This window comes from Streptomyces sp. A0642, from assembly GCF_004795105.1.
In the GTDB taxonomy this organism is placed as follows: Bacteria; Actinomycetota; Actinomycetes; order Streptomycetales; family Streptomycetaceae; genus Streptomyces.
On record NZ_SSBL01000024.1, the window covers coordinates 84,088 to 107,909 of the forward strand.

A 23,822-nucleotide genomic window follows, 5' to 3' on the forward strand; every position below is an offset into this window, starting at 1 on the left:
GCGGGGCTGTCGCCCCTCGCGGCGGCACCCACCGCATCGCGGCATCGCCACGCCGGGGCGCCGTCAGCGCCCCGGCCCTCCACCCTCCGAAGGGGAACCACCATGAACGCTCCGACGCCCTCCAGCGCGCGCATCAGCATCATCGGGGCCGGCCCGGGAGGCTTGACCTGCGCACGCGTCCTTCAACGGCACGGCATCGCGGTGACCGTCTACGACCGCGACCCTGACGCCCACTCCAGGAACCAGGGAGGCTCACTTGATCTGCACGACGATGACGGCCAACTCGCCCTCCGCGAGGCCGGGCTGCTGGAGGAGTTCTTCGCGCTCGCCAGGTTCGAGGGCCAGGAGATGCGCCGCCTCGACCGGGCGGGGAATGTCCTGGACCACCACGTCCCGGACGAGGGCGAAACGGCCGCCCCCGAGATCGACCGCGGACAACTGCGCGACCTCCTGCTGCGCTCGCTCACCGAGGGAACGGTTCAGTGGGGCCGCCCGCTCGACTCGGTGAGCGGACCTGACAACGGGTCACGCACGCTGACGTTCGCGGACGGAGCGACCGTCGAGACCGACCTCGTGATCGGGGCGGACGGCGCCTTCTCCCGTGTCCGCCCCGCCGTGTCGCCCGCGACACCGGCCTACACGGGGGTCGGTTTCCTCGAGGCGTGGTTCGACGCCATGGAGACCGCACACCCCGAAGTGTCCGAACTGGTCGGGAAGGGCAGCGCCCACGCGGCCGACGGGAAGCGTGGCCTCTTCGCGCAACGGAATAGCGGCGGCCACATGCGCGTCTACCTCATGCAGTGCGTCCCCGCGGACTGGATCGCGGCGCACGGGCTCCGTCCCGAGGACACCGAGGCCATCCGCGCCCACCTGCTGAGGGAGTACGCGGACTGGTCACCGCGGATGCTCCGCCTGATCACCGACAACGACGGCCCCTACGTCGACCGACCGCTCCTCGCCCTGCCGGTGCCGCACACCTGGGAGCACTCCCCCGGCGTGACGCTCCTGGGAGACGCCGCCCACCTCATGCCGCCGCTGGGCGTGGGCGTCAACCTCGCCATGCTCGACGCGAGCGAACTCGCGCTCGCACTCGCGCACTCCGCCACCGTCGACGACGCCGTCCGCCGCTACGAAAGCGCGATGCTGCCGCGTTCGGCCGCGATCGCCCGGTCGCTCGAAGGCGGCGCCCAGTCCCTGCTCGACCTCCCCGACCCCGATGAGCAGGGCTTCGGCCCGGCCCGGCGCTGACACGCGCTCCGGGCCCCGGCCGCACCGCGACTGCCGTGACGATCCGCGCCGATGCGGATGCGGCGTGGCCGGGAGTGACGCCCCTCACGCCGCGTCGTACTCTGTGGCGCATGCGGGGAGAGCGGGGAGAGCAGCCATGAGTGAGCCCCTGAAGACCTTTGTCGGCGGCGCCGAGGTCGAGGTGCCCAACAGCATCCCGGCCATCCGCGACGCCCTGCCCGAGGCGCTGCGCGAGGAGTTCGACCGTGCCATCAACGAGGCCGGGGTGAACGAGATCCAGGCCGTGATGCGGCACTGGATGCTGGAGGCCGTACCCGATCCGGAGGCCGAACGGATCCTGGACCGGCTCGCTCGCGACGAGGCCGAGAGGCGGAGCGTCGCTTGAGTTTCCGGATCTCCTACGCGCCGCCCGCCGACGACACCCTGGCCAAGATGCGGGACGGCGAGACCTTCCGGGACGAGATGGCGCGCACGCTGGGGCGCGCGCCGTACGGGCACGGCTCGTCCGCCGTCAAGGACGAGCACGATCGCCGCGAGGCGACGGTCGCCGGGGCGATCGTGCTCTATTACGTCTCCAGGTCGGTCCTGACCGTCACCGTGGTGCGGCTGGTCCCGCTGCCCTGAGCGACCTTCACCGAGATGCAGCCGGTCCCACTGCCGTGAACAACGGCCCCGTGGTGCGGCTGGTCCCGCTGCCCTGACCGGTCGTCACCGTGGTGCGGCCGTCACGCCCGTGCCGGGCGCGCCCCAGCGCCCTGACCGGTCCTCAGCCGAGCTTCGCCGCCTGGGCGTCGATGACGGCGGTCGGCAGCTCGAAGTCCCCGCCCGCGCCGGACGCGCCGAGGTTGAGCGCGGTCAGCGAGGCGAGCGTGGTGCCCTTGCGGATCTCGATGAGCTTCATGGCGCTCTTCTCGCCTTCCGCCTCGACCGTCACCGTCCAGGCGACGGCTTCCTCGCCGCCCTTGACCGGCACCTCCGCGATCTTGAGGACCTTCTGCTTCGATCCGGCGGCGGTGAAGGTGAAGCCGGAGGCGCACCCGGTCGCGGCGGTGCGCAGGCCGGCCAGCGCCTCCTCGGCGCCCTTGCCGTCGTACGAGGACAACGTGTCGAGCGTCGTCGTGATGTCGAAGGCCGCCTTGAACGCCTCCGCCGGGTCGTCGCTCTCCTTGTCGCCGCCCTTCTTCGGCTGGTTGGCGATCCTGCGCTGCGTGGACGCGGCAGGCGTACCGGACTTGGCGCCCATCAGCGCGTCGGCGAAGACGTCGCAGGCGGCCTTGTCGGTGGTGACGGCGTCGCCGGTGATCGAGTCGGCGGGGCCGGCCTTGGCTACCTTGTGGCCCTTGACGTCACCCTGGGCCAGCGAGACCTTCTCCAGCTCGGCGGCGGTCAGCGCCTTGGCGGACGACGTGTCGCCGCCCTTGTCCGCGGGCTCGGCGGAGGAGGTGGCGCCCCCCTTGCCGTCGTCCTTGCCGGCGCTGTCCCCGGAGTCCGACCCGCAGGCCGCGGTGAGCAGCGCCAGGGACATCACGGTGGCGGCAACGGCGGTACGGCGTATGGCAGTGGGTCGCATGGCCCGTCCTTCTGTCTCAGGATGTTCCACCCGCACGAGAGCGGCCGCCGCCGGGTTCGGCGCGGCAATGAGGAATCGTGGGGTTTGCCAACTCTATGAGCCCGCTGTGGTTTGGCAATCCGTCATAGCGGGCATCGCCCGTGATCGTGACGACGTCGTGATCACCTCGTGAAGGCTCTGAACTGGGCAATTGCCCCAGATGGCAGCAACACGTCAGGGGGTGGCCGCTTGCGAAGGGGTCCTGATGGCGATGAGTTCCGCCCTGTCCGCCGTGCTCGGTTCCGTGGGCGTGGCTCCGGAGCTGGTCGCCTCGTGTGACGCGCTGGCCGGCGGCACCTACAACTCCGTCACCCGTGTGGCGCTCGCCGACGGCAGGCGGTGGGTGGTGAAGACGCCGCCGCCGGACGGTGAGCGTCTGCGGTATGAGCGCGATCTGCTGGTGAACGAGGTCGCGTTCTACGAAGCCGCGGCCACGCTCGCCGGGGAGTCCGCCGTCCCCGCCGTCGTGCACCACGGGCTCGACCCGGCCGCCCCCGGGGGCGCGTACGTGATCATGACGGAGCGTCCCGGGCGGCCCTGGCACGAGATCGCCGGCGTCCTGACCGGTGCCGACGAGCGCCGGCTGCGCGCGGAGCTCGGGCGGGTCGTCGGCCGGCTGCACACCGTGCCCGGGCCGGGCGGTTTCGGCTATCCCTCCACCGCCCTCGGCCCGTTGGCCGCCACGTGGCGCGAGGCGTTCACCGCGATGACCGATGCCGTGCTGGACGACGCGCGGGCGTACGGGGCGCGGCTGCCGCGTACGCCCGAGGACATCGCCCGCCGGCTCGGCGCCGCTTCGTACGTACTGGACGACGTCTCCCGGCCCGCCCTGGTCCACTTCGACCTGTGGCAGGGCAACGTCCTGGTCGCCGGGGAGCCGGGGGCGCGGCGGATCGGCGGGATCATCGACGGGGAGCGGATGTTCTGGGGCGACCCGGCCGCCGACTTCGTCTCGCTCGCCCTGTTCGGGAACGTGGAGCAGGACGAGGACTTCCTGAGCGGGTACGGGTCGGCGGCGCCGGGCGGACCGGTGCAGTTCGACGGTTCGCTGCGGCTGCGGCTCGCGCTGTACCGGGCCTACCTCTACCTGATCATGCTGGTGGAGACGGTGCCCCGGAAGACGTCCGGCGAGCAGCTGGAAGGGACGTGGAACGAGGTGGCACCGCGGCTCGAAGCGGCGCTCGACGACGTGGAGTCGGCGCTGCGGGCCCGGGGGTGACCGTGGCCCGCGGTGCCGGAGCCCTCTGAGGGCTGTCCCGCCATTCCTGGTGGATCAGCGCGCGGCGTCAGATGCGGTGCATCGCAAGACGGAGAGGCGCCCGCATACTGGATGTATGCGGGCGTTCCGACAACGCGGCGAGGTGCCGTAGCTGTCGTCGGGCGCCCGCCAGGAATCGCGGGACAGCCCTCAGATCCGGCGCGCCAAGGCCCGTTGGGCGTCGTGCAGGTTGTGCGGGCTCACGGCCTGCGGAGTTCCGTACGCCTCCAGGCGGGTGTGCAGGTCGCCGGTGAAGTCGGGGACGTCGGTCTGGTCGAACTCCTTCACCTCGCTCACCCCGACGGTCGCGCTGTACGGGGCGAGGCCGTCGATCCGCATCAGGCCGGCCCGGCCGTTGGTGACGCGGATGTTCCAGTGCGTGAAGCGGGCGCCGAACAGCGGTCCGGCGCTCGCGTCGCCGCCGTGGCGCCCGTTGTTGTTCACCGTGATGTCGGTGCGGACGTTCGCGAACGGCATCCCGCGGTGCGAGTCGAAGGTGCCCATCTCCATCACGCCGCGCGACCAGACGTTGTGGCTGGACAGTCCCTCGACGTTGATGCCGTGCAGCTGCGTCCCGGAGGGTGCCGGCACGGTGCGCTGCTCGATGGTGAAGTCCTCGATCAGGTTGTCGTGACTGCCCTCGCGGCAGTAGTACGGGTGGTGCGAGCCGCGCCCCGCGACCTTCGTGCGGCGCAGGGTGCAGGCGGACGCGCCGATGAGGCCGAAGCCGTTGTCGACGTGGCGGACGGTGACGTCGTCGGCCCAGCAGTCGTACGCGCACTGGAACGCGACGCCGTTGTAGCCCTGGTCGAGCAGGTGCGGCGACTGCGGGGTCTCCACCGCTTCGAGGGTGAGCCCTTCGACGCCCGAGCCGGTGAGCGGGGTGGCCAGGGTGGTGAGGCGCGGGTCCCACTCGGGGCGGACGTCGAGGGGGAGGGGCCGCTCCAGAGTGACCCGGCGGCCGTGCACGGCGGTGATGCGGACCGGCCACTCGTAGGGGACGTACGACGTCAGCTTGGTCTTGTCGTCCCAGTAGTACGCCGCGGCACCGGCGCCGCCGCCCGCCATGTGCTCCAGGAGGGTGTGGGCGGAGTCGTCGGCGAGGCGGAGGAGGACGAGTGCGCCGCGCTTCAGCCTCCGGGTGTCGTCGACGGTGATCGTGCGGTCGCCGAGCCGGGCGGGGGCGACGGTGGTCAGGGTCTGCCAGGCGTCGCGCCTGTTGCCCGTCCATCCTTCGAACGGCCAGGCCTTCGCCTTGATGGCGTCGGTGAGCGAGGTCCAACGGGCCTCGGGGCAGAGCCAGATGAGACCGCCCGCCCAGGACCAGCTGGACTTGTCACCTCCGTAGCGGCTGCCGTACACGCCGATGAGCTCGGTGAGGTTCTTCGTCGCGTGCAGCGTGGTGCGGCCGCTGCCGGCGCCGCGGACCACGACGTTGCTGTGGCCGATGCGGATGACGTCGTCGATGCGGTACGTGCCCTCGGGGATGAGGACCGTGCCACCGCCGCGTCGTCCGGCAGCGGCGATGGCACGGTTGATCGCGGGGGCGGCGTCGGCGGAGCCGTCCGGCTCGGCGCCGTAGTGCAGGACGTCGGCGGTGAAGCCGTGGCCGGGGCGGGGGCGGGGCAGCTCGGAGCCGGCGCGGTAGCCGGCCCGGCCGATGAACGGGATCTGCGGGTGGGTGAAGGGCGCTGCGGCGAACTCCCGCCACAGCGGCGTGAACCGGGCCCGGCCGCCGGCGGCGATCGTGTCGCCGCCCGCGGCGAGGGCCGTCCCGCCGCTCAGCGTTCCCGTCGCGGCGGCGGCGGCGACGGCCACCGCGCTGCCGAGCAGTCCACGCCTGCTGACGCTTCCCTGGGTCGCGTCGGTCCCCTTGGTCGCCATGAGCCCGGCCCACCTTCCTGTCCATCACGGATGTGAACGATGTTCATATCTGCGTCGGCGGTGAGCATGCCACGAGCCCGGTGCACGGCGAAAGGGTCGTGCACCGGGTAAATCCTCAGCCGGACTCGGCCGGTGGCGTGGGCGTGCTGCCCGTCAGTCCGCGGGGCGCTGGGTCAGATGGGTGAACGCTTCCAGGTTCCGTGTGGACTCGCCGCGCGAGACCCGCCAGGCATACTCCTTGCGGATCGCGCCGGCGAAACCGAGCTCCAGAAGGGGGTTGAAGGCGCCGTCGGCGGCCTCCAGCACGACACCGAGCAGCCGGTCCAGCTCGCCGGGCGTCACCACGGAGAGCGGCAGCTTGCCGACGAGGTAGACGTCCCCGAGCGAGTCGATCGCGTAACTCACGCCGAAGAGGCGGAGGTTGTGCTCCAGCAGCCAGCGGTGCACCGCCGCGTCGTTCTCGTCCGGGTGGCGGATGACGAAGGCGTTGAGGGACAGCGCGTGCGCGCCGACGATGAGCGAGCAGGTGGTGGCGAGCTTGCGGGTGCCGGGCAGTTGCACGACGTAATGGCCGGGCCCGGGGCTCTCCCAGTCGAGCCCGGCATCCTCCAGCGTCGCCTCGATGACCTGCGCGACCCGTGTGACCTGCGGCGTCGCCGCTTCCTCTGGTACGTCAGCCATGAGGCGAGCGTACGTCAGCGGTGGGCGGGCGTACGTCAGCGGTGAGGCAGGCGCACGCCACGGGTTCCGGCAGGCGCACGCCGGGGTCCCGGGCGGACGGCGCGGCAGGCGTCGCTCGCCCGCGCTCTCACCCGTGGTGCGTGCGCGCCCGGCGCCGGTGTTCCTGCACCGCCGCGGAGTACACGTCCGCGGTCGCCGCAGCCGCCGTGTCCCAGCCGAAGCGCTGCGCGTGCGCCGCGGCGGCGCCGCCCATCCGCTCGACGAGCTCCGGCGCGTTCGCGAAGCGCGCCAGCGCCTCCGCGTACGCCTCCGGGTCGTGCCCGGGGATCAGGAAGCCGCTGACCCCGTCCCGGACCGCCACCGGCAGACCGCCCACGGCCGCCGCGACGACCGGGGTGCCGGCCGCCTGGGCCTCTATGGCGACCAGGCCGAAGGACTCGCTGTACGAGGGCATGACCAGCACGGACGCGGCCCGGAACCAGTCGGCGAGCTGGTCCTGCCCGACCGGCGGATGGAACCGCACCACGTCGGCGACGCCGAGGCGGGCGGCCAGCTTCTGGAGTCCCTCCGGCTTGGCCAGCCCGCTGCCGCTGGGGCCGCCGACGACGGGCACGACGATCCGGGACCGCAGGGAGGGGTCCCGGTCCAGCAGGGCGGCGACGGCGCGCAGCAGTATGTCCGGGGCCTTCAGCGGCTGGATGCGGCCCGCGAAGAGCGGGATCAGGGCGTCCTGCGGCAGTCCGAGGCGGGCGCGGGCCGCGGCGCGGCCGTCCGCGGGGCGGAAGCGGTCCAGGTTGACGCCGGGGTGGACGACGGCGACGGCGCCCGGGTCCGCCTCGTAGAAGCGGACCAGTTCTCCGGCCTCTTCGGCGGTGTTCGCGATCAGCCGGTCGGAGGCGTGCACGATCTGGGTCTCGCCGATGACGCGGGCGGCGGGCTCGGGGGTGTCACCCTCGGCGAGCGCGGCGTTCTTGACCTTGGCCATGGTGTGCATGGCGTGGACGAGCGGGACGCCCCAGCGCTGGGCGGCGAGCCAGCCGACCTGGCCGGAGAGCCAGTAGTGGGAGTGCACCAGGTCGTAGTAGCCGGGGCGCTGTCCGGCCCACGCCTGCATCACGCCGTGCGTGAAGGCGCAGAGCTGGGCGGGCAGCTCCTCCTTGGCCAGACCCTCGTACGGCCCCGCGTCGACGTGGCGGACCAGGACGCCCGGCGCCATCTCGACGGCCGGAGGCAGGGCGCCGGTGGTCGAACGGGTGAAGATCTCGACCTCGATGTTGATCGCGGCCAGACGCTTGGCGAGCTCCACGATGTACACGTTCATGCCGCCCGCGTCGCCCGTTCCCGGCTGGTGCAGCGGGGAGGTGTGCACGGAGAGCATCGCCACGCGGCGCGGCTTGCGGTGTCCGCCGGGGAAGGAGCCGGTGAAGCCTGCGGGGAACCTGAGGCGCGGCGCGACCCGGCTGCTGCCGAGCCGGGAGACGTACTGGCTCACGTCGTCCGGTCCTCCTCGCTCATGGCCCTGGTACCGGCTTCGTTCAGACATTCGTTCAGGCATGGCACCGAAGGGGCGCGCGGTCCCTTTCGGAAGGCTGGAACAGCGGAACTCCTCCTTTCATTTCCGTTTTGCCAAATCATTACGGTACGACCCCGGCGCGCCGCGGGCGACGGCCGACGACTCGTGCGAGTGGTTACGCTCTGTGTCATGCGCCCGATCGGCACCGCGACCCGCGGGACCACCAACCCGAACCGGCTGCGCCGCATGGACCGCTGGATCGCCGCCACGCACGGCCCCGCCCTGCGCCGCGCCGACGCCCCCGTGGCGGTCGACCTCGGGTACGGCGCCGCGCCGTGGACCGCCGTCGAGCTGCTGGAGCGCCTGCGCACCGTCGAGCCCCGCACGTCCGTGGCGGGCATCGAGATCTCCCCCGAGCGGGTCGAGGCGGCCCGCCCGTACGAGCGCGAGGGCCTCACCTTCCTCCACGGCGGCTTCGAGATCCCGCTGCCCGGCCGGCCCGATCTGATCCGGGCGGCGAACGTCCTGCGCCAGTACGACGAGGACGAGGTCGCCGTGGTGTGGCGGCGCCTGTGCGCCCGGCTCGCTCCGGGCGGCCTGCTGGTGGAGGGCACCTGTGACGAGATCGGGCGGCGCCACGTGTGGGTGGCGCTGGGCCCGGAGGGCCCTCGCACGGTCACCTTCGCGACCCGGCTCGGCTCCCTCGGCCGCCCCTCCGACCTCGCCGAGCGGCTGCCCAAGGCGCTGATCCACCGCAATGTGCCGGGTGAGCCCGTCCACGCCTTTTTGCGCGACTTCGACCGGGCCTGGGCGGCGGCCTCTCCGTACGCCGCGCTGGGCGCCCGGCAGCGGTGGATCACCGCCGTACGGGCCCTGTCGGGCGAGTGGCCGCTGACCGACGGCGTACGGCGGTGGCGCCAGGGCGAGGTGACGGTGGAGTGGGATGCGCTGCGGCCCGCACGGTGACCCACACGCGGAGAACGCGGGGCCCCGGCACGCGGAGCGCAGGGTGAACTCCTCCGGCGACGGGAACGCCGGCACGGCATCGTTCGTCCCAGAACAGGGGGCCTGAACCAGGGCCGGACCCGGGGCCCTTCCAGGGGGCGGGCCCGGGTGCCGGGCCGAGGGGGCGGCCGGGCCCGGGGAGCGCTGCGGCGGTCCGGGGGCCCCGGAGATGTGTCTGCCTCTGTTGCTTTTCGGTAGGGCATGGCACGATCTCGTCGGCGCCATAAGTTACTGACGGTAAATCAGATTCCAGTCAGATCCACAGGATCCGTCCGGAGGGGGAGCTTCGTGTACCGACGCCACTGTGCCGCTGCCGCGATCACTCTGGTCTGCGCGATGGCGGTCCTGGCCTCACCGGTCCAGGCCCTTGCCGCACCCGCGCCCCCTTCACCCACGCCCCCCGCCACGGACCGGCCGGTGAAGAAGAGCCTCGAAGAGGTCCGTCAGGAGATCGACGCCCTCTACCGCGCCGCGGGATCGGCCACGGACGCGTACAACCTCGCCGAGGAGAAGGCCGAGAAGCAGTCGGGCGAGATCGTCAAGCTGGCCCAGGCCATCGTGGAGGGCCAGGCGAAGATCGCCGAGCTCAAGAGCCGGGCGGGCGCCCAGGCCCGCGAGGAGTACCGCAACGCCGGACTGCCGCCGGGCGCCCGCCTGATGCTCAGCGGTGACCCGAGCCTCTTCCTGGACGGGGTCAGCCGGGCCCGGCAGGGCCAGAAGGCCGCCAAGGGGCTCCTGGGGGAACTGAACAGGACCCAGCAGGACTTGGAGACGTACACGCAGGACGCGAGCACCAACTGGACCAAGCTCGAAGCCAATCGCGTCAAGCAGGCCAAGGCCAAGAAGAAGATCAACGCGCAGATAGCGGCGGCGAAGAAGCTGGAGTCCCAGCTGGAGAAGAAGGAGCGCGAACGGCTTCTCCGGCTGGAGCAGGAGGCGGAGTACGCGTCGCAGACCGCCTGGCTGGGTTCCGGTGCGCTGAAGGAGATCAACCGCGAGGCCAGCGCGACCGGCAGGAAGGCGGTGGCCTTCGCCACCTCCAAGATCGGCCTGCCGTACGAATGGGGGGCCGTGGGCCCCAAGTCGTACGACTGCTCCGGACTGACGTCCCGGGCGTGGGCGTCGGCCGGGCGGCCGATCCCGCGCACCTCGCAGGAGCAGTGGCGGTTGTTGCCGCACATCGCGATCAAGGACATGCGCCCCGGCGACCTGATCATCTACCACAGCGACGCCAGCCACGTGGGGATGTACATCGGGGACGGCGCGATCGTGCACGCCCCGCGCCCGGGCCGGAACGTCACGCTCGCGGGGGCGGGCTCGATGGAGATCCTCGGAGTCGTCCGCCCCGACCGGTAGGGGCGGGGGCCGGACTCTGCGTGCTCGTCACCACCGGCAGGGCGCGGAGCGGCCTCCGGGCGCTCGCCACGACCGGCGCGGAACGAACGGGGGCCGGCCTCCCGGTGCTCGCCACGACCGGCGGGCCGGCCCGGAGCCGGCTGCTCCCCCGCCCGGAACCGACCCTGCGCCCCCGCCCGCAGCCCGGCCGGGAGACCTCCGCGGGCCGCCCGGCCACGCACCGCGAACGCCCGCGGCACGCAACCGCGGCCGCCCGCGTGAGCGGCGCCACTCCGCCCCTGGCGGGTGGCGTGACCTTTGTCATGCCGCCCTGGACGCCCCCGGGCGCCGCATCGCGCCGGATCCGTGACCTGACGCGGCTTATGGCGGTGCATATGACGGAGGCCGGGTGCCGTGCACCATTCCGCTCCCGCGTCCCGTACCGCTATCGTCCCCGACTGGCGGGTCGTCGATCGTCGTCCCGCCGCGCCCTCGGGGGGAGGGAAGGAAACCCGAACCGATGCCCGTATCCGTACCCGTGCCGCAGCAGCGTCCCGTTTCCGCTGCGGAAACCAGCAGTGGGACCGACCTCACCCTGCTGGTGATCGAGGACGACCCGGCGGGCACCTTCAACGTCCCGGAGCTCTCCGCGGCGGCCGGTGCCCGGGTCCGTATCCGCGCCGCCCGCAACCTCACCGAGGCGGGCCGGCTCCTCACCGACGACGTGGACTGCATCCTGCTGGACCTGGCGCTGCCGTCCGGCGCCGAGACGCGCGGCGGACCGGACGCGGAGCCCGACGAGCTCGCCACCCTCAAGTACGTGCTGCGGATCGCGCCCCGGCACGCCGTGCTCGCCCTCACGGCCGAGGACGACGCCGAGCTGGCCGCCGAGGCCGTACGCGTGGGGGCGCAGGACTACCTCTTCCGCGGCGAGCTCGACGGCAGGCTCCTCAGCCGCGCCATCCGCTACGCCGTCGAGCGCAAACGCGCCGACGTCGCCCAGCACCAGCTCACCGAGTCCCGGCTGCGCGCCCAGGAGAACGCCCGCCTGGAGCGGGGACTGCTGCCCACCCCGCTGCTCGACGGCTCCGATCTGCGCTTCGCGGCCCGCTACCGCCCCGGCCGCAGCCGCGCGCTGCTCGGCGGCGACTTCTACGACACGGTCCGCACCCCCGACGGCACCGTGCACGCGATGATCGGCGACGTCTGCGGCCACGGCCCGGACGAAGCGGCACTCGGCGTGGAACTGCGGATCGCCTGGCGCGCGCTGACCCTGGCAGGGCTCTGCGGCGACGAACTGCTCTCCACGCTCCAGCAGGTCCTGGAGCACGAACGGCAGAGCGAGGAGATCTTCGCGACGCTCTGCACGGTCGACATCGCCCCCGACGGCCGCCGCGCGGGACTGTGCCTGGCGGGCCATCCCGCACCGCTGATCACCCGCCAGGGCCGGGCCGCGCACCTGCTTCCGTACGACGACGGCGGCCCGGCGCTGGGCCTGCTGCCGCGCGCCCGCTGGCCGCGCCGGCAGGTGGAACTGGGCGGCTCCTGGAGCCTGATGATGTACACCGACGGGCTGATCGAGGGCCGCGTCGGCGACGGCACACAGCGTCTCGGCCAGGACGGCATGGTCGCGATGATCAATCGTCAGCTGGCCGAGGGCCTGACCGGCGAGGACCTCCTGGAGGCGGCGGTCACGCACGTCCGCGACCTCAACGGCGGCGAACTCACCGACGACGTCGCGGTCCTGCTGCTCGACCGCGACCAGGACACCGTGCGCAACCGGACGCGCAACGGCGACCGGGGCCGGAGCATCCCGCGCCCCCGCCCCGGACAGGTGTCACCCGCAGGCGCTCAACGCCCGCCGTTGTAGGGCCCGTACGGACCGTCGCTGCTGGAGCCGCCCCGCCGGCGGCCGCCGCCCGACACGGCCCTGAGCGCGGGCCGTACGTCCACGAAGAACACGATGGACGCGATCAGCCCGGCGATCTGCAGGAAGAGCATCGGCACCCAGAGGTTCACCACCACCGCGATGCCGAGAATGATCAGCCAGAAGGACTTCTTCTGCTTGTCCGCGGCGCGGTAGGCGTCCTCACGGGCGATCGCGGCCATGACGAAGGCCACCACGGCGAGAACGGTCATGGCCGTGAAGATCAGCCCGAGGATGGAGTTGAAGCCTTCGAGCAACATGGGGTGCACCGCCTAGTGAGTGGATGAGCGCCTCGCGGCCAAGGTACCGGGACAACGACCGGAACACCCCGAAAGGTGCCCGCCCGCCGCCCCGGCACACGTGCCGGGCATCGTGGGGCTACTTGGCGGTGGGAGGCGTGGTCTTCTTCGCGGCGGGCTTGCGCAGGGGCGCCTTCTTGGCGGCCGCGGGCGACTGCTTGTCCTCGGCCTTGACGGTCCTGGGCGCGGGCTTGACGGCCGGCGCGGGCTTGGCGGCCACCGGCTTCGCGGCGGGCTTCGGCTCGGTCTTCGCCGTCTCCGGCTTCGACTCCTTGCGCGGCTCGACGACGACGGCGATCTCGACGATCTCGTCGGCCGTCTCGCCACGCCACGTCCGCACGCTCTGCTCGCCGCGCTCGGCGACCTTCTCGTACGTCTCCCGGGCCTTGACCGCGTACTCCGCGGCCACGCCGACGCCGCGCAGCGCCAGGTCCTGGGCACTCTCGCCCAGCTTCTTCAGGTCGGTGTCGAACGCGCCGATCACCTCGCTGACCTTGGCCTGAAGGGTGGCCTGCGCCTCCTTGGCCTGCTCGGCCACCTTCTCCTGCACGGCCTTGGGGTCGGTGTTGCGCACCGCCTCGATGCGCTCCGGCGCCTCGGCCCGCAGCTGCTCGATCAGGGCCGGAACCTTCCGGGCCTGCTTCACGGCGAGATCGGCCGTACCGGCGGCGAAGTAGAGGGGCGTGGGGTCGGTGAGGGTCTTGCGCAGGTCATCGGTGATGGCCATGACTGTGGTCCTCCCGGATCATCAGACTCAGTGTGAGGGTTTTGAAGGCTTGGAACCTGTATCTGTATCGGCAGCACCGCCGTCGGCACTGAAGGGCGCATCCGCACCGGACGCGCGCCCCTCCTCGTCCGCGGAGTCCACGGGCTCGTCCTCGAACCCGTTCTCCTTGCGGAAGGAGGCGTAGATCTGGAGCAGCACGCTCTTCTGCCGCTCGTTGATCGACGGATCGGCCAGAATCACCGCCCGCGTCTCCAGCTCCTCCCGCTCCCGCTCATCCAGGATCCCGGCCCGTACGTACAGGGTCTCGGCAGAGATCCGCAGCGCCTTGGCGACCTGCTGAAGGACCTCGGCACTGGGCTTGCGCAGCCCGCGCTCGATCTGGCTGAGATAGGGATTGGACACCCCGGCGGCCTCGGCGAGCTGCCGCAGCGACAGCTGCGCGGTACGGCGCTGCTCGCGCAGGTACTCGCCGAGATTGCCGACGTTGAGTGAGGCCATGTCCCGATGGTGGACCCCGTTGCTAACTTTTGCAAGCGCCTGCTTGCAAAAGTGTCTGGAACCACTCGGACGGGCGATGCGCGGAGCATGTTCGTAAACTTTAGTTTCCATCGACGACTGCGGAAACTATAGTTGCCGCATGCCTTCCTTCGAGATCACCCCGGACGAACAGACTGGACTCGCCAAGGCCCTGTACGACGCCTTGGATCCACTGGCCTCGGCGATTCGCTCCCGGCAGACCGGCCTGCCCGCGGACCGCATGTGGGAAGCGGATCCCATCGAGGTGACCCTGTCCGTGCTGGCCGCTTGGAAGGTGGTGGATGCCGAGGTCAAGCGGTTGACCGCACAGGCGGCGGCTACCGCCGGTTCCTACGGCGCCAGTTACGAGCAGATGGGGGCTGTCTGGGGAATCACCCGGCAGGGGGCCCGTAAGAAGTGGCCCGAGGCCGTCAGCCGTCCGGCGCCCGCGGCCGCCGGCCGGAGCGCGCTGGCGCTCTTCGGGGGGACCGCCGAGCTGGTGCAGGCGCCGTCCGGCGAGTGGAGTTGGGCAGGCGTGGGCGCTGACGGAGCATCCGCCGGGACAGGGGACGGGGCGCGCTGCGCGACCGCGGAGGAAGCAGCGGCCCATGCGGGCGCGTTCCTCAAGGAACACGCCCTCGACACCGCCGGGCCTTCCTGAGGCTGTCCCGCACTTCCTGCGGGAAAGCCCTTGGCCTCGGGCCGCGTTCGCCCTGATCATGGCCCTGCGGCGGCGTTCGCCGGCGGCGCCCCTGCTCCGCCGGCGGAAAGTCACTCGCTTCCCGTCCCACCCAGCGGTGAGACTTCCGGCATGACGCTGCATGAGAACGAGATCCCGGTCGACGAGACTCTGGTCCGGGCGCTGTTGCGGGCGCAGCGTCCGGAGTGGGCCGGCCTGCCGTTGTCGCCGGCGGGTGAGGGCACGGACAACACCATGTACCGGCTTGGCGACGAGCTCCTCGTACGGCTCCCGCGAACCGCCGACAACGGACGCTCCGTACGGAAGGAACAGGAGTGGCTTCCCCGCCTGGCACCCCTCCTGTCCTGTCCGATCCCCGAGCCCGTCCACGCCGGAACGCCCGCCGACGTCTTCCCGCTGGCCTGGTCGGTCCATCGCTGGATCGACGGGGACGAGGCCGGCCCCGACACCGTCCACGACTGGGCCGCCTTCGGTGCCGACCTGGCGGCGGTCGTGGGGGAACTCCACCGCATCGACCTCATGGGCGCGACGCGCGCAGACGGCCTCAGCTGGTATCGCGGAGGCGGGCTGGGGCCGTGCGACCAGTGGATCAGCACGTGTCTCGACGACTGCCGGGCCATCGTGGGAGCGGAGCTCGACATCGACACTCTGGAGCGCCTGTGGCGGGGCGCGCTCGCGCTCCCCGAGCCCGACGGGCCTCATGTGTGGCTCCACGGCGACCTCAAGCCGAGCAACCTCCTGGTCCGGGGAGGCCGACTGCACGCCGTCATCGACTTCGGAGGGCTGTCGGTCGGCTTCCCCGACGCCGAGCACTCCACGGTCTGGGACCTGCCGCCCCGAGCACGACACGCGTACTGGGACGCCCTGGACCTCGACGACGCGACCTGGACCCGCGCCCGCGCCTGGGCTGTCGCGGTGGGCGTCAGCGGGATCTCGTACTACCGGCACACCTTCCCGGCCTTCGTCGCCGAATGCCGGGCCCGGCTCCAGTCGATCCTCGCTGACGCCGCATCACGTGGAACGACGCCCACGGCGTCGCATGCTCAGCGCAGCTCCTGCGCCAGTCCGACGATGACGCCCTCCGGGCCGCGGACGTAGCAGAGGAGGTAGACGTCCTCGAACCGGGCGATCTCGCCGAGGAGTTCGGCGCCATGAGGGCGCAGGCGGGCCACGGTGTCCTCGATGTCGTCGACGGCGAACATGACGCGGTGCGTGCCCAGGATGTTGTGCGGCCGGTCGCGCGGGCCGTCGCTGGTCGCCGCGGGGGTGCGGTACCTCGACAGTTCGAGCCGGCTGTGACCGTCCGGGGTCCTGAGCATCGCGATGTCGCAGTGCACGCCGTCGAGTCCGGTGCACTCGTCGGCGACGAGGCCCTTGACCTCCGTCCTTCCCTCCAGCTCCATGCCGAGTTCCACGAAGTACGCGACGGCGGCGTCCATGTCCTCGACGACGATGCCGACGTTGTCCATCCGCTGAATGCCCATGCCGTTTCTCTCCCTGCTCCTCGTGCGGCCGGTGGCGGCCGCTTGCCGCCGACGTCCCTGGGACGGAGCCGGTGGCACGTTCTCGACATCCTCGGACCACCCGACTCCGGAAAACCGGATCGCACCGCCGCGAACCCCGCACCGCCGACGACGGAGTGACGGTCACCGGTCCCCGTACATCGCCACCCGGTAGAGATCCATCAGCGCGGCGTCGATCGGATGCGGCTGCGGCCGGCCCGTGGCGTCGAGCCTGTTCCACCTCTGCATGTTCACCGCGATCGCCATCTGGCGCCCGCCGTCGGCGCGGGTCATCGCCAGCGCACCGCCGCCCCAGACCGTCCCGCCGTGACCCCAGAAGGTGCGGCCGGGGTCTTCCGCCGGGCCTTCCATCGGGTGCAGGCCGAGACCGTACTCGATCAGCCTCCCCTCCTGGGAGACGACCGGGACGGTCCGGCGCATCTGCTCCAGCGACGACGGGCCGACGATCTGTCCGGCCAGCAGTGCGCCGTAGAAGCGGTTGAGGTCCGCGACCGTCGATATCAGCGAAGCCGACGGGCCCACCCAGGACATGTCGAAGACGCTGTAGTCGCGCGGCGGGTCGATCATGCCGAACCAGGACTCGTAGAGCCGGGAGTGCGGGCCCTCCACGTGCGGCCCGGTGGGGAGTCCGGTGTGCCGGAGCCCGGCGCGCTCGATGACGTTGCGGGTGATGTAGCGCTCGGCCGTGGTGCCCGCGGCCAGTTCCAGAAGCTGGACGAGCAGCAGGTAGTTGGTGTTGGAGTACACACCCGGCGTGCCACCCGGGGTCCCGACGGGAGGTGCGGCGACGCCCATCGCGATCAGTTCGAGCGGGTCGAAGCGGGTGAACCGGAGGTCGTCCAGACTCTCGGGCCCCGTCTCCGCGAGGACGGGGAACGCCTTGAGCGAGGGATAGGCGTACGGGAGGTACTCGGCGAGGCCGCTGGTGTGGTTGAGCAGCATCCGGACCGTGATCGCCTCACCGCGCTCTCCGGGCACCAGCTCCGGGAGGTACCGGCCGACGGGTGTGTCGAGACCGATCCGGCCGCTCTCGGCCTGCTGCAGGACCGCGGCGGCGGTGAAGGTCTTGGTGATGCTGCCGACGCGGTGCCGCATGCCGGTGGTGACGGGGCGGCCGGTCGACACGTCGGCAGTGCCCGCGGCGCCGCGCCAGACCTGCTCGCCGTCCCGCACCTCGGCGAACAGCCCGGGCATCCCGGCCCGGTGGACGTGGTCGAGGGCCGCACCCAGGGCGGCGGTGTCCAGTGTGTTCTTCACGTCATGCGTCCTTTCGGATGAGCCGGGACGAGTTTCCGCATCGATGGAAAGAGCCCGGCTGACAGGGCACGAGAGGCATGCGGTCCGCCTTCCCCCGACGTGCCGCACCCCCATGTCCTCATTATGCACGCGGTGCGTGCAACACCAAGTGCATACGTTAGGCTGAGCTTCTGCGAGAGGGGCGAAATGGCAGGCAGAAGGCGCTGGACGACCGACGAGATCCTGGACGCGGCGGCGGAACTGCTGCGCACGAGCGACGCGGACTCGTTCAGCGTGCGCAAGCTGGCGGCGGCCCTCGGGACCGATTCCTCCAGCCTCTACCGGCACTTCCGCAGCAAGACGGAACTGCTGCGCGCGGTCGCCGACCGGGTCCTGCTGGCCGCCATGGACGACCACCGCGCCGAGGGCGACTGGAGGCGGCGCCTCACGGCCCTGGCCCTGCACCTGCGCGAGGCATTCGGCCGGCAGCCCCAGCTCGCCGCGGTCTGGGGCCGGTACGCGTCGAGCGGCACCGGCTCCCGCATGGTCATGGAGGAGGTGCTGCAGGCACTGCGCGCGTCGGGACTGCCCGACGCGGAGATCCCCGTGCGCTACCACCGGATCGCGGTCCTCATCGCCGCGTTGATCGCCTCCGAGGCCGGGGCCGTCACGGTCGCCCCGGAAGAGCACGAGCAGGGCATGGAGCTGTTCCGCGTGGCGGTCCTGGGCGCCGACCCCGAACGCTTCCCGGCCCTGGCCCACTTCGCGCGCGACATCCACCCCCTGGGGGCGGACCGCCGGGCCGTGTTCGAGGAACTCCTCGCTGCCCAGCTCGACCAGATCGAGGGCGTGGTCCGCTCGCGTCAGGGTCGTACGGCATGACCGATACCGCCTACCCGCACTCCACGCGGGCGGCGTACGACACCGTGGCCGTGGACTACGAGAGGCTGCTGCGCGACGAACTCTCGCTCGACGTCTCCTGCCCTGGACGCCCCCCGAGCGCGTCGCACGCCTCCTGGGCGGGGCCGGGTTCGTCCCGACCGCCGAGCTGATCCGCGAACCGTACGAGAGCGAGAAGCCGCACCAGGGCCGACAGGCCTTCCTCATCCTCCGCAGGCCCGAGGCCGCCTGAACGAGCCCGATCCGGGCCGGAGGCCGGCCCCCGGCAGGGCTCGGAGCCGGCGTCGGGCGGGGCGGGCGCCGCGGTAGCCGGCCGGCGGGACGGCGACGCTCCGCTCGCACGGGCGCCGCGGCGTCATGGCGGTCCCCCTGCCGACGGCGTCCGCGACCCCCTCGACGCTTCCGTCGGCGGCCTCCCGGGCCGCGGAGCAGGACCTCGTTCCGGCCCTCCGGCGTCTCGCGCGGCGGGGACCGAAGCTCTCGTGCACCACGCCCCCGTCGAACGGCGGCCAACCACCGGCCTTCAGCAGCCCGGCAGTTGGCATGTCCGAAAGTGTGCGCATGCTGTCGGTTCGGACCATCACGGCCGGCCCCCGTCCGCGCCGAGACTGGAGTCCTCACCACACCAGGACGCCACATCACGTCACCACATCGAGACGCCCATCGCGTCGCGACATCGAGAGCGGGGAACCATGAGTACAGCGGCTGCGGTAGTGGTCTACGGGGCGACCGGGCACACCGGCCGGTTCGTCGTCGCCGAGCTGCGGCGGCGCGGGTTCACCCCCGTGGCCTCCGGCCGGGACGCGGCCCGGCTGGCGGCGGCGGCCGCCGAGTGGGGTGACGTGGAGGTGCGGCCGGCCGGCGCCGACGACCCGGCCGCGCTGGACCGGGCCCTCGCCGGAGCGGTGGCGGTCATCAACTGCGCCGGCCCCTTCGCGGTGACCGGTGGTCCGGTCGTCGAGGCGGCCCTGCGGGCGGGGATTCCGTACGTCGACGTCGCGGCGGAGATCGAGGCGAACGTCGCGATGTTCGCCGGCTACACGGAGGCGGCCCTGGAGGCGGGCACTCCCGTGGTCCCGGCGATGGCCTTCTACGGCGGACTGGGCGACCTGCTGGTCACCGCGGCCATGGGCGAGTGGACGGCCGCCGACTCGGTGGACGTGGCGTACGGGCTGAGCAGCTGGCGTCCGACGGCGGGCACCCGGGAAGCGGGGCGGGTGTCCCACGACCGCCGCGCGGGCAAGCGGGTGCGGTTCGCGGACGGTGAGTTGCGGTACCACGAGGACGAGGTGGCGCGGGACGAGTGGGTCTTCCCCGAGCCGCTGGGACGGCAGGCGGTCATCGCGGAGTTCACGATGGCGGATGTCGTGACCGTGCCCAGCCATGTGAAGGTGCCCGAGGTCCGCACCCACATGTCCGTCGAGGCCGCGGGCGACCTGGCCGGCACGGACACGCCGGCTCCGGAGGCGGTCGACGCGCTGGGGCGCTCGGACCAGACGTTCGTGGTCGACGTCCTGGTCCGCGCCGGCGGCGTCGAGCGCCGCGCCACGGCGCGCGGTCAGGACATCTACGCGGTCACCGCGCCCCTGGCGGTGGAGGCCGTCGCGCGCATCCTGACCGGCCGCACCAGGACCACGGGGGTGGCCTCCGCCGGCGCGATGTTCGACGCCGCGGACTTCCTCCGCGCGCTCGCCCCGCACGTGACGGTCGGCCTTCCGGCCGTCTGACACGGGGCGGACCGACCCCACGGACGAAGGGCCCGCCTCCCGGTCTCACGCCAGGAACGCCGACACCTCCGCCGTGAAACGCTCGGCGTCGTCGACCCACGGGCTGTGCCCCGCCCCCTCCTGCACGACGAGTGTCGCGTCGGGGAACAGCCCCGCGAAGGCGGCCGTCGAGCAGGGCGTGCTGTTCAGGTCGAACTGGCCGGCCAGCAGCAGGACGGGGGCCCCGAAGGCGGCCAGCGCCGCACGGGTGGCCGCCGGGTCGAAGGCGCCCTCCGCCCCGAACCCGGCGACGGCTTCCGGGTTCTCCGGCCGGCTCGCCGCGTGATGGTCCCGGGCCGCCCGGTCCCACCGGCCGTAGAAGAACGGGGCGACGGCCGACCAGTCGGCGTCCTCCCCCCGGGTGACGGCCTCCAGCGCGGCGAACGCGTCCGGGAACCACGGCTCGTCGCTCCGCAGCCGTGCGAGCTCGCGGCGCTCCTCACCGGTGGTCTCGATGCCGACGGCCCGCGCGCCGGGGGCGATCAGGGCGAGCCTGCCGACGCGTCCGGGGTGGCGGGCCGCGTACTGCGCCGCGACGTTCGCGCCCGCCGAGTGACCGAGCACGTCCGTACGGGGAAGGCCGAGGTGGTGGCGCAGCGCCTCGATGTCGTCGACGAGGCGGTCGCAGCGGTAGGTGGCGGGGTCGTCGGGGACCGCTGAGCGGCCGGTGCCGCGCAGGTCGGGGACGATCAGGCGGCGGTGGGCGGACAGGCCGCCGAGGTCGCCGAGGTAGCGGGAGTCCGCAGGACCTCCGGGGATGCAGACGACCGGTTCGCCCTCTCCGTACGTGCGATAGGCGAGCCGGGTTCCGTCGGATGCGCTGAAAGTGGCCATGCGGGCATCGTGACACCCATAACCCAGTTATACAACCTGGTTATTACGACGCTCTCCCGGTATATAACTGAGGTGTGGCAGCCGGAGACAACACCCAGCGGAACCAGGCACGCCCGCACCCCGCGGCGCTGACCGAGGAGCAGGCGGAGCGGATGCTCGCCGGGATGAACGACGTCATCCGGGCCGGCGAGGAAATGCGGAAGCTCCGCGCCGAGATGATCAAGGTGTTCATCGGCCTCGGCTGGACCCAGGACCGCATCGCCCGGCTCACGGACATGAGCCAGCCCGCCGTGTCCAAGCAGGTGACGAAGTACCGGGACGCCGATCCGGCGCCGCCGATGGACCTCTCCCTCGACCAGTCCGACACGCCGTGGCTCGAAGGGCGCCTGTGGGGTCTCGCCGAGGACCTTTCGGAGACGTACGGCGACTCTGCCCGCTGCACCCGGTGCGTCGGTGCGCTGGCCCGGGGGAAGAAGCCCTTCACTCCCGGGAACGTCGATGAGCTGCGCCGACTCGTCGAGGAGGACCTGCGCACGCACGCCGCCGAACTGCCCGGCGGGCACCGCCGGGCGTACGACGAGATCAGCCGCGGGCTCGACGTGCCGTCCGGGCGGGCCGCCGCCCCGGTGGGGAAGGCTTCCGTGCGCCGCGTCCTCGCCCACCGGATCCAGCGCGACCGGCTGACAGGCACGGCCTGAGGCCGGACTCGCGGACTCCGCCTCGGTCCGCCCCCGCGGCCGTACGCTCGGCGGCATGGATGAGCTGCTGCCGTTCCTGACGTTCACCGGCACTCTCGCCGCGGTCCTGGGCTGCTTCGCGTGGCTGGCCGCGCGCGTCCGCAAGCGCGGTCTCGCCGGGTCGGCGATGCGCGCCGCGATGGCGTCCTACGACGAGGCGTTCCGGGTGACGGCGCACGACTCGTACCACGAGATGCAGGCGCAGCGGGAGCGGCAGGCGCCGATGGCCTCCCCCGACGGCCCGTGGCGTCCGGCGCACGCCCGGGCGGCGGGCCGACCACGGCCGGGGAACGGGACGCGCGGGACCCGGCGCCCGCTGCGCGGCCTTCGCCGGTGGTGGGCGCGCGGACACTGAACCCGCCCGCCGTGCGTCGCGCCTCAGCGTCCGCCCACCGCGGCACCTGCCGCCCGCAGCGCCTGCCCGTCCCTCCCCATGAGCAGATCCGTGCTGTCCGCCCACTGGTCGACGACCCCCGTCAGCGGCAGGCCGCGCAGATACGGGTCCGTGAGCGAGGCGGCCAGCGGGCGGGCGAAGCGTTCCGCGTGCAGGACGAGGTAGGGACGGCCGTAGTACGAGCGCGGGGCCGGGTCCACCGGATCGGTCAGGCCGGTCGCGTTCTGGCGGATCGCCACCGCCTCGTACGCGGCACAGAGGGACCGCTCCCGCTCCGGATAGTCCGTCGCCGTCATCGCGCCGAGCAGAGACGGTGTCAGTGCCTCGGCCGCCTCCAGCCGGGCGAAGGCGCTGCCCAGCCATTTGCCGTACGGCGGATAGCGCCCCTCCAGCAGCAGGCTGAGCCTCATGAGGTCCCGGACCAGCCGTGCGGCGACGACGGCCGAACCCAGTGCGTCGCCGACCTCGGCGCAGCGCCCGACGAAGGCCTCCTCCTGGGAGATCCGCTGCCACTGGCAGGCCAGCACATAGCGCCAGAGCTGGTCGGGGTAGCGGGCCAGCCGCCGGCGTGCGGTGGTGAGGAGGCCGGGACCGTCGTGGAACACGGCGCCGCCCGTGATCGCGGCGAGCTTCTGCTGCGGCATGGCGAGCCAGTCCCGTACGCCCGGTTCGGCGGCGGTGGCGTCGAAGCCCGCCTCCTGGGTCAGCCAGGCGCCGATGTCGTGCGGGAACACGCGGTGGTCGACGGGACCGTCGGTCGCCGCCATGTGCGCGGCCGGGTCGAGCGGGTCGGCCGCCGGGCGGAAGTGGGTGGGCCAGCCCCGGATCTCCTTCGGCAGCCGATCCGCCAGCAGCCGCCGGATCGCCCCGCCGTGCGCCGCCGCGTCGTCCGGCGCGAGGAAGAGGTCCAGGCGCGGCCCCCAGTCGTGGTCGGCCGACCGGGCCGTGTCGAAACCGAGCACCTCCGAACCGGGGCCGATCCGCGCGGCGGCGTACGGCAGACCGGGAAAGGCGTCGTCGAGGACGGGCCGCACCGCCTCCTCGTACAGAATCCGGGAGAGCTCCAGACCGGGCAGGAAAGCGGGTTCGGCAGGGGTCATTCCGCCACTGTGCGGGTGCCGGGGACGGTCGGCCAGCGAATATTCCCGGCGCACGGGAGCGGCCGGGATCCAGAAGTCTGCTTGCGGACGATCCACCACAGACCGAATTGTTACGCTGGCGGACATGACCGCCATGGCGCCCACCCGCACCGCACCCGACCTCTCGTACCTCCTGGACCACACCAGCCACGTCCTGCGGACCCAGATGTCGGCGGCGCTCGCCGAGATCGGGCTCACCGCGCGCATGCACTGCGTGCTCGTCCACGCCCTGGAGGAGGAGCGCACCCAGATCCAGCTCGCCGAGATCGGCGACATGGACAAGACCACGATGGTGGTGACGGTCGACGCCCTGGAGAGCGCGGGCCTCGCCGAGCGCCGGCCCTCCAGCCGGGACCGCCGGGCGCGGATCATCGCCGTCACCGAACGGGGCGCCGCCCTCGCCGCGCGGAGCCAGGAGATCGTCGACCGGGTGCACGAGGAGGCGCTGAGCAGCCTGGCCCGCACCGACCGGGAGACCCTGCTGCGCGCCCTGAACCAACTGGCGGGTGAGCACCTGGCCACCCCGGCGGAGAACCCACGCCCGGTCCGGCGCGCGCGCCAGAGCCAGAAGTAGCAGCAGCCGCGTCTGCA

Annotated in this window: 26 protein-coding genes; 15 read left to right on the forward strand and 11 right to left on the reverse strand. The window is 72.5% G+C overall.

The window, feature by feature from the left end; all coding sequences use genetic code 11:
• The first annotated feature begins 102 nt into the window (after positions 1-102).
• The 3 genes from E6R60_RS29780 (at position 103) to E6R60_RS29790 (ending at position 1,872) form a co-directional block, all read left to right on the forward strand.
• Positions 103-1,248 carry an NAD(P)/FAD-dependent oxidoreductase gene (locus E6R60_RS29780; RefSeq protein ID WP_136329793.1) on the forward strand — a complete coding sequence of 382 codons (1,146 nt, stop codon included), beginning with the start codon at positions 103-105 and terminating at the stop codon, positions 1,246-1,248.
• 136 nt (positions 1,249-1,384) lie between these two features.
• Complete coding sequence (locus E6R60_RS29785) at positions 1,385-1,633, forward strand: hypothetical protein (RefSeq protein WP_136329794.1); 249 nt, start codon at positions 1,385-1,387, stop codon at positions 1,631-1,633.
• Positions 1,630-1,872, forward strand: a complete 243-nt coding sequence (locus E6R60_RS29790; protein ID WP_136329795.1) for a hypothetical protein — start codon at positions 1,630-1,632, stop codon at positions 1,870-1,872. The genes E6R60_RS29785 and E6R60_RS29790 overlap by 4 nt, the downstream gene beginning before the upstream one ends.
• Before the next feature lie 142 nt (positions 1,873-2,014).
• On the opposite strand, the gene E6R60_RS29795 is transcribed toward E6R60_RS29790, so the two are convergent.
• Entirely contained in the window at positions 2,015-2,818 is an 804-nt protein-coding gene (locus E6R60_RS29795; RefSeq protein WP_136329796.1) for a hypothetical protein, read from the reverse strand.
• 244 nt (positions 2,819-3,062) lie between these two features.
• On the opposite strand from E6R60_RS29795, the gene E6R60_RS29800 reads away from it, so the two are divergent.
• The gene (locus E6R60_RS29800) at positions 3,063-4,076 is read left to right on the forward strand and encodes an aminoglycoside phosphotransferase family protein (protein ID WP_136329797.1); all 1,014 of its coding nucleotides are present in this window, start codon (positions 3,063-3,065) and stop codon (positions 4,074-4,076) included.
• A 189-nt stretch (positions 4,077-4,265) separates the two neighbouring features.
• Here the strand turns inward: E6R60_RS29800 and E6R60_RS29805 are convergent, their stop codons facing one another.
• The 3 genes from E6R60_RS29805 to mshA form a co-directional block, all read right to left on the reverse strand.
• Positions 4,266-5,999 carry a glycosyl hydrolase family 28-related protein gene (locus E6R60_RS29805; RefSeq protein ID WP_136329798.1) on the reverse strand — a complete coding sequence of 578 codons (1,734 nt, stop codon included), beginning with the start codon at positions 5,997-5,999 and terminating at the stop codon, positions 4,266-4,268.
• A gap of 153 nt (positions 6,000-6,152) precedes the next feature.
• Entirely contained in the window at positions 6,153-6,680 is a 528-nt protein-coding gene (locus E6R60_RS29810; RefSeq protein ID WP_136329799.1) for a YbjN domain-containing protein, read from the reverse strand.
• A 127-nt stretch (positions 6,681-6,807) separates the two neighbouring features.
• Entirely contained in the window at positions 6,808-8,172 is a 1,365-nt protein-coding gene (gene mshA, locus E6R60_RS29815) for a D-inositol-3-phosphate glycosyltransferase (RefSeq protein ID WP_136329800.1), read from the reverse strand.
• 210 nt (positions 8,173-8,382) lie between these two features.
• Between mshA and E6R60_RS29820 the strand changes: the two genes are divergently transcribed.
• From E6R60_RS29820 to E6R60_RS29835, 3 genes are all read left to right on the forward strand, one after another.
• Entirely contained in the window at positions 8,383-9,159 is a 777-nt protein-coding gene (locus E6R60_RS29820) for a class I SAM-dependent methyltransferase (RefSeq protein WP_136329801.1), read from the forward strand.
• Positions 9,160-9,486: 327 nt separating this feature from the next.
• Positions 9,487-10,554 carry a C40 family peptidase gene (locus E6R60_RS29830; RefSeq protein WP_136329802.1) on the forward strand — a complete coding sequence of 356 codons (1,068 nt, stop codon included), beginning with the start codon at positions 9,487-9,489 and terminating at the stop codon, positions 10,552-10,554.
• A gap of 499 nt (positions 10,555-11,053) precedes the next feature.
• Positions 11,054-12,403: a response regulator gene (locus E6R60_RS29835; RefSeq protein WP_136329803.1), complete on the forward strand. Its 1,350-nt coding sequence runs from the start codon at positions 11,054-11,056 to the stop codon at positions 12,401-12,403.
• Here the strand turns inward: E6R60_RS29835 and E6R60_RS29840 are convergent.
• The 3 genes from E6R60_RS29840 to E6R60_RS29850 all read right to left on the reverse strand — a co-directional run bounded on the left by E6R60_RS29840 (position 12,385) and on the right by E6R60_RS29850 (position 13,984).
• Positions 12,385-12,720 carry a DUF2516 family protein gene (locus E6R60_RS29840; protein WP_136329804.1) on the reverse strand — a complete coding sequence of 112 codons (336 nt, stop codon included), beginning with the start codon at positions 12,718-12,720 and terminating at the stop codon, positions 12,385-12,387. The genes E6R60_RS29835 and E6R60_RS29840 overlap by 19 nt on opposite strands.
• 118 nt (positions 12,721-12,838) lie before the next feature.
• Complete coding sequence (locus tag E6R60_RS29845; RefSeq protein WP_136329805.1) at positions 12,839-13,486, reverse strand: hypothetical protein; 648 nt, start codon at positions 13,484-13,486, stop codon at positions 12,839-12,841.
• 27 nt (positions 13,487-13,513) lie between these two features.
• Complete coding sequence (locus tag E6R60_RS29850) at positions 13,514-13,984, reverse strand: helix-turn-helix transcriptional regulator (RefSeq protein ID WP_136329806.1); 471 nt, start codon at positions 13,982-13,984, stop codon at positions 13,514-13,516.
• 139 nt (positions 13,985-14,123) lie between these two features.
• Between E6R60_RS29850 and E6R60_RS29855 the strand changes: the two genes are divergently transcribed.
• Positions 14,124-14,663 (forward strand): hypothetical protein, encoded by a 540-nt coding sequence (locus E6R60_RS29855; protein ID WP_136329807.1) that lies wholly within the window; start codon positions 14,124-14,126, stop codon positions 14,661-14,663.
• Positions 14,664-14,813: 150 nt separating this feature from the next.
• Entirely contained in the window at positions 14,814-15,800 is a 987-nt protein-coding gene (locus E6R60_RS29860; RefSeq protein WP_136329808.1) for an aminoglycoside phosphotransferase family protein, read from the forward strand.
• On the opposite strand, the gene E6R60_RS29865 is transcribed toward E6R60_RS29860, so the two are convergent.
• Both E6R60_RS29865 and E6R60_RS29870 read right to left on the reverse strand, forming a co-directional pair.
• A complete protein-coding gene (locus E6R60_RS29865; RefSeq protein ID WP_136329809.1) occupies positions 15,746-16,186 on the reverse strand; it encodes a VOC family protein in 441 nt (146 codons plus the stop codon). The two genes, E6R60_RS29860 and E6R60_RS29865, sit on opposite strands and share 55 nt — an antisense overlap.
• Positions 16,187-16,348: 162 nt before the next feature.
• Positions 16,349-17,482 carry a beta-lactamase family protein gene (locus E6R60_RS29870; RefSeq protein ID WP_240802728.1) on the reverse strand — a complete coding sequence of 378 codons (1,134 nt, stop codon included), beginning with the start codon at positions 17,480-17,482 and terminating at the stop codon, positions 16,349-16,351.
• 186 nt (positions 17,483-17,668) lie between these two features.
• Between E6R60_RS29870 and E6R60_RS29875 the strand changes: the two genes are divergently transcribed.
• From E6R60_RS29875 to E6R60_RS29880, 3 genes are all read left to right on the forward strand, one after another.
• Positions 17,669-18,343: a TetR/AcrR family transcriptional regulator gene (locus E6R60_RS29875; protein WP_136329811.1), complete on the forward strand. Its 675-nt coding sequence runs from the start codon at positions 17,669-17,671 to the stop codon at positions 18,341-18,343.
• The gene (locus E6R60_RS36870; RefSeq protein WP_168713698.1) at positions 18,340-18,513 is read left to right on the forward strand and encodes a hypothetical protein; all 174 of its coding nucleotides are present in this window, start codon (positions 18,340-18,342) and stop codon (positions 18,511-18,513) included. Before E6R60_RS29875 ends, E6R60_RS36870 begins: the two co-directional genes overlap by 4 nt.
• A 540-nt stretch (positions 18,514-19,053) precedes the next feature.
• Entirely contained in the window at positions 19,054-20,088 is a 1,035-nt protein-coding gene (locus E6R60_RS29880) for a saccharopine dehydrogenase NADP-binding domain-containing protein (protein WP_136329812.1), read from the forward strand.
• Between the two features lie 45 nt (positions 20,089-20,133).
• Here the strand turns inward: E6R60_RS29880 and E6R60_RS29885 are convergent, their stop codons facing one another.
• Positions 20,134-20,961 carry an alpha/beta hydrolase gene (locus E6R60_RS29885; protein ID WP_136329813.1) on the reverse strand — a complete coding sequence of 276 codons (828 nt, stop codon included), beginning with the start codon at positions 20,959-20,961 and terminating at the stop codon, positions 20,134-20,136.
• A gap of 74 nt (positions 20,962-21,035) precedes the next feature.
• Between E6R60_RS29885 and E6R60_RS29890 the strand changes: the two genes are divergently transcribed.
• Positions 21,036-21,659: a sigma-70 family RNA polymerase sigma factor gene (locus E6R60_RS29890; RefSeq protein WP_136329814.1), complete on the forward strand. Its 624-nt coding sequence runs from the start codon at positions 21,036-21,038 to the stop codon at positions 21,657-21,659.
• Positions 21,660-21,714: 55 nt separating this feature from the next.
• Positions 21,715-22,053 (forward strand): hypothetical protein, encoded by a 339-nt coding sequence (locus tag E6R60_RS29895; protein ID WP_136329815.1) that lies wholly within the window; start codon positions 21,715-21,717, stop codon positions 22,051-22,053.
• 23 nt (positions 22,054-22,076) lie between these two features.
• Here the strand turns inward: E6R60_RS29895 and E6R60_RS29900 are convergent, their stop codons facing one another.
• Positions 22,077-23,192, reverse strand: a complete 1,116-nt coding sequence (locus E6R60_RS29900) for a DUF4037 domain-containing protein (RefSeq protein WP_136329816.1) — start codon at positions 23,190-23,192, stop codon at positions 22,077-22,079.
• A gap of 124 nt (positions 23,193-23,316) precedes the next feature.
• Here E6R60_RS29900 and E6R60_RS29905 point away from each other — a divergent pair, with 124 nt between their 5' ends.
• A complete protein-coding gene (locus tag E6R60_RS29905) occupies positions 23,317-23,805 on the forward strand; it encodes a MarR family transcriptional regulator (protein ID WP_136329817.1) in 489 nt (162 codons plus the stop codon).
• Positions 23,806-23,822 lie beyond the last annotated feature (17 nt).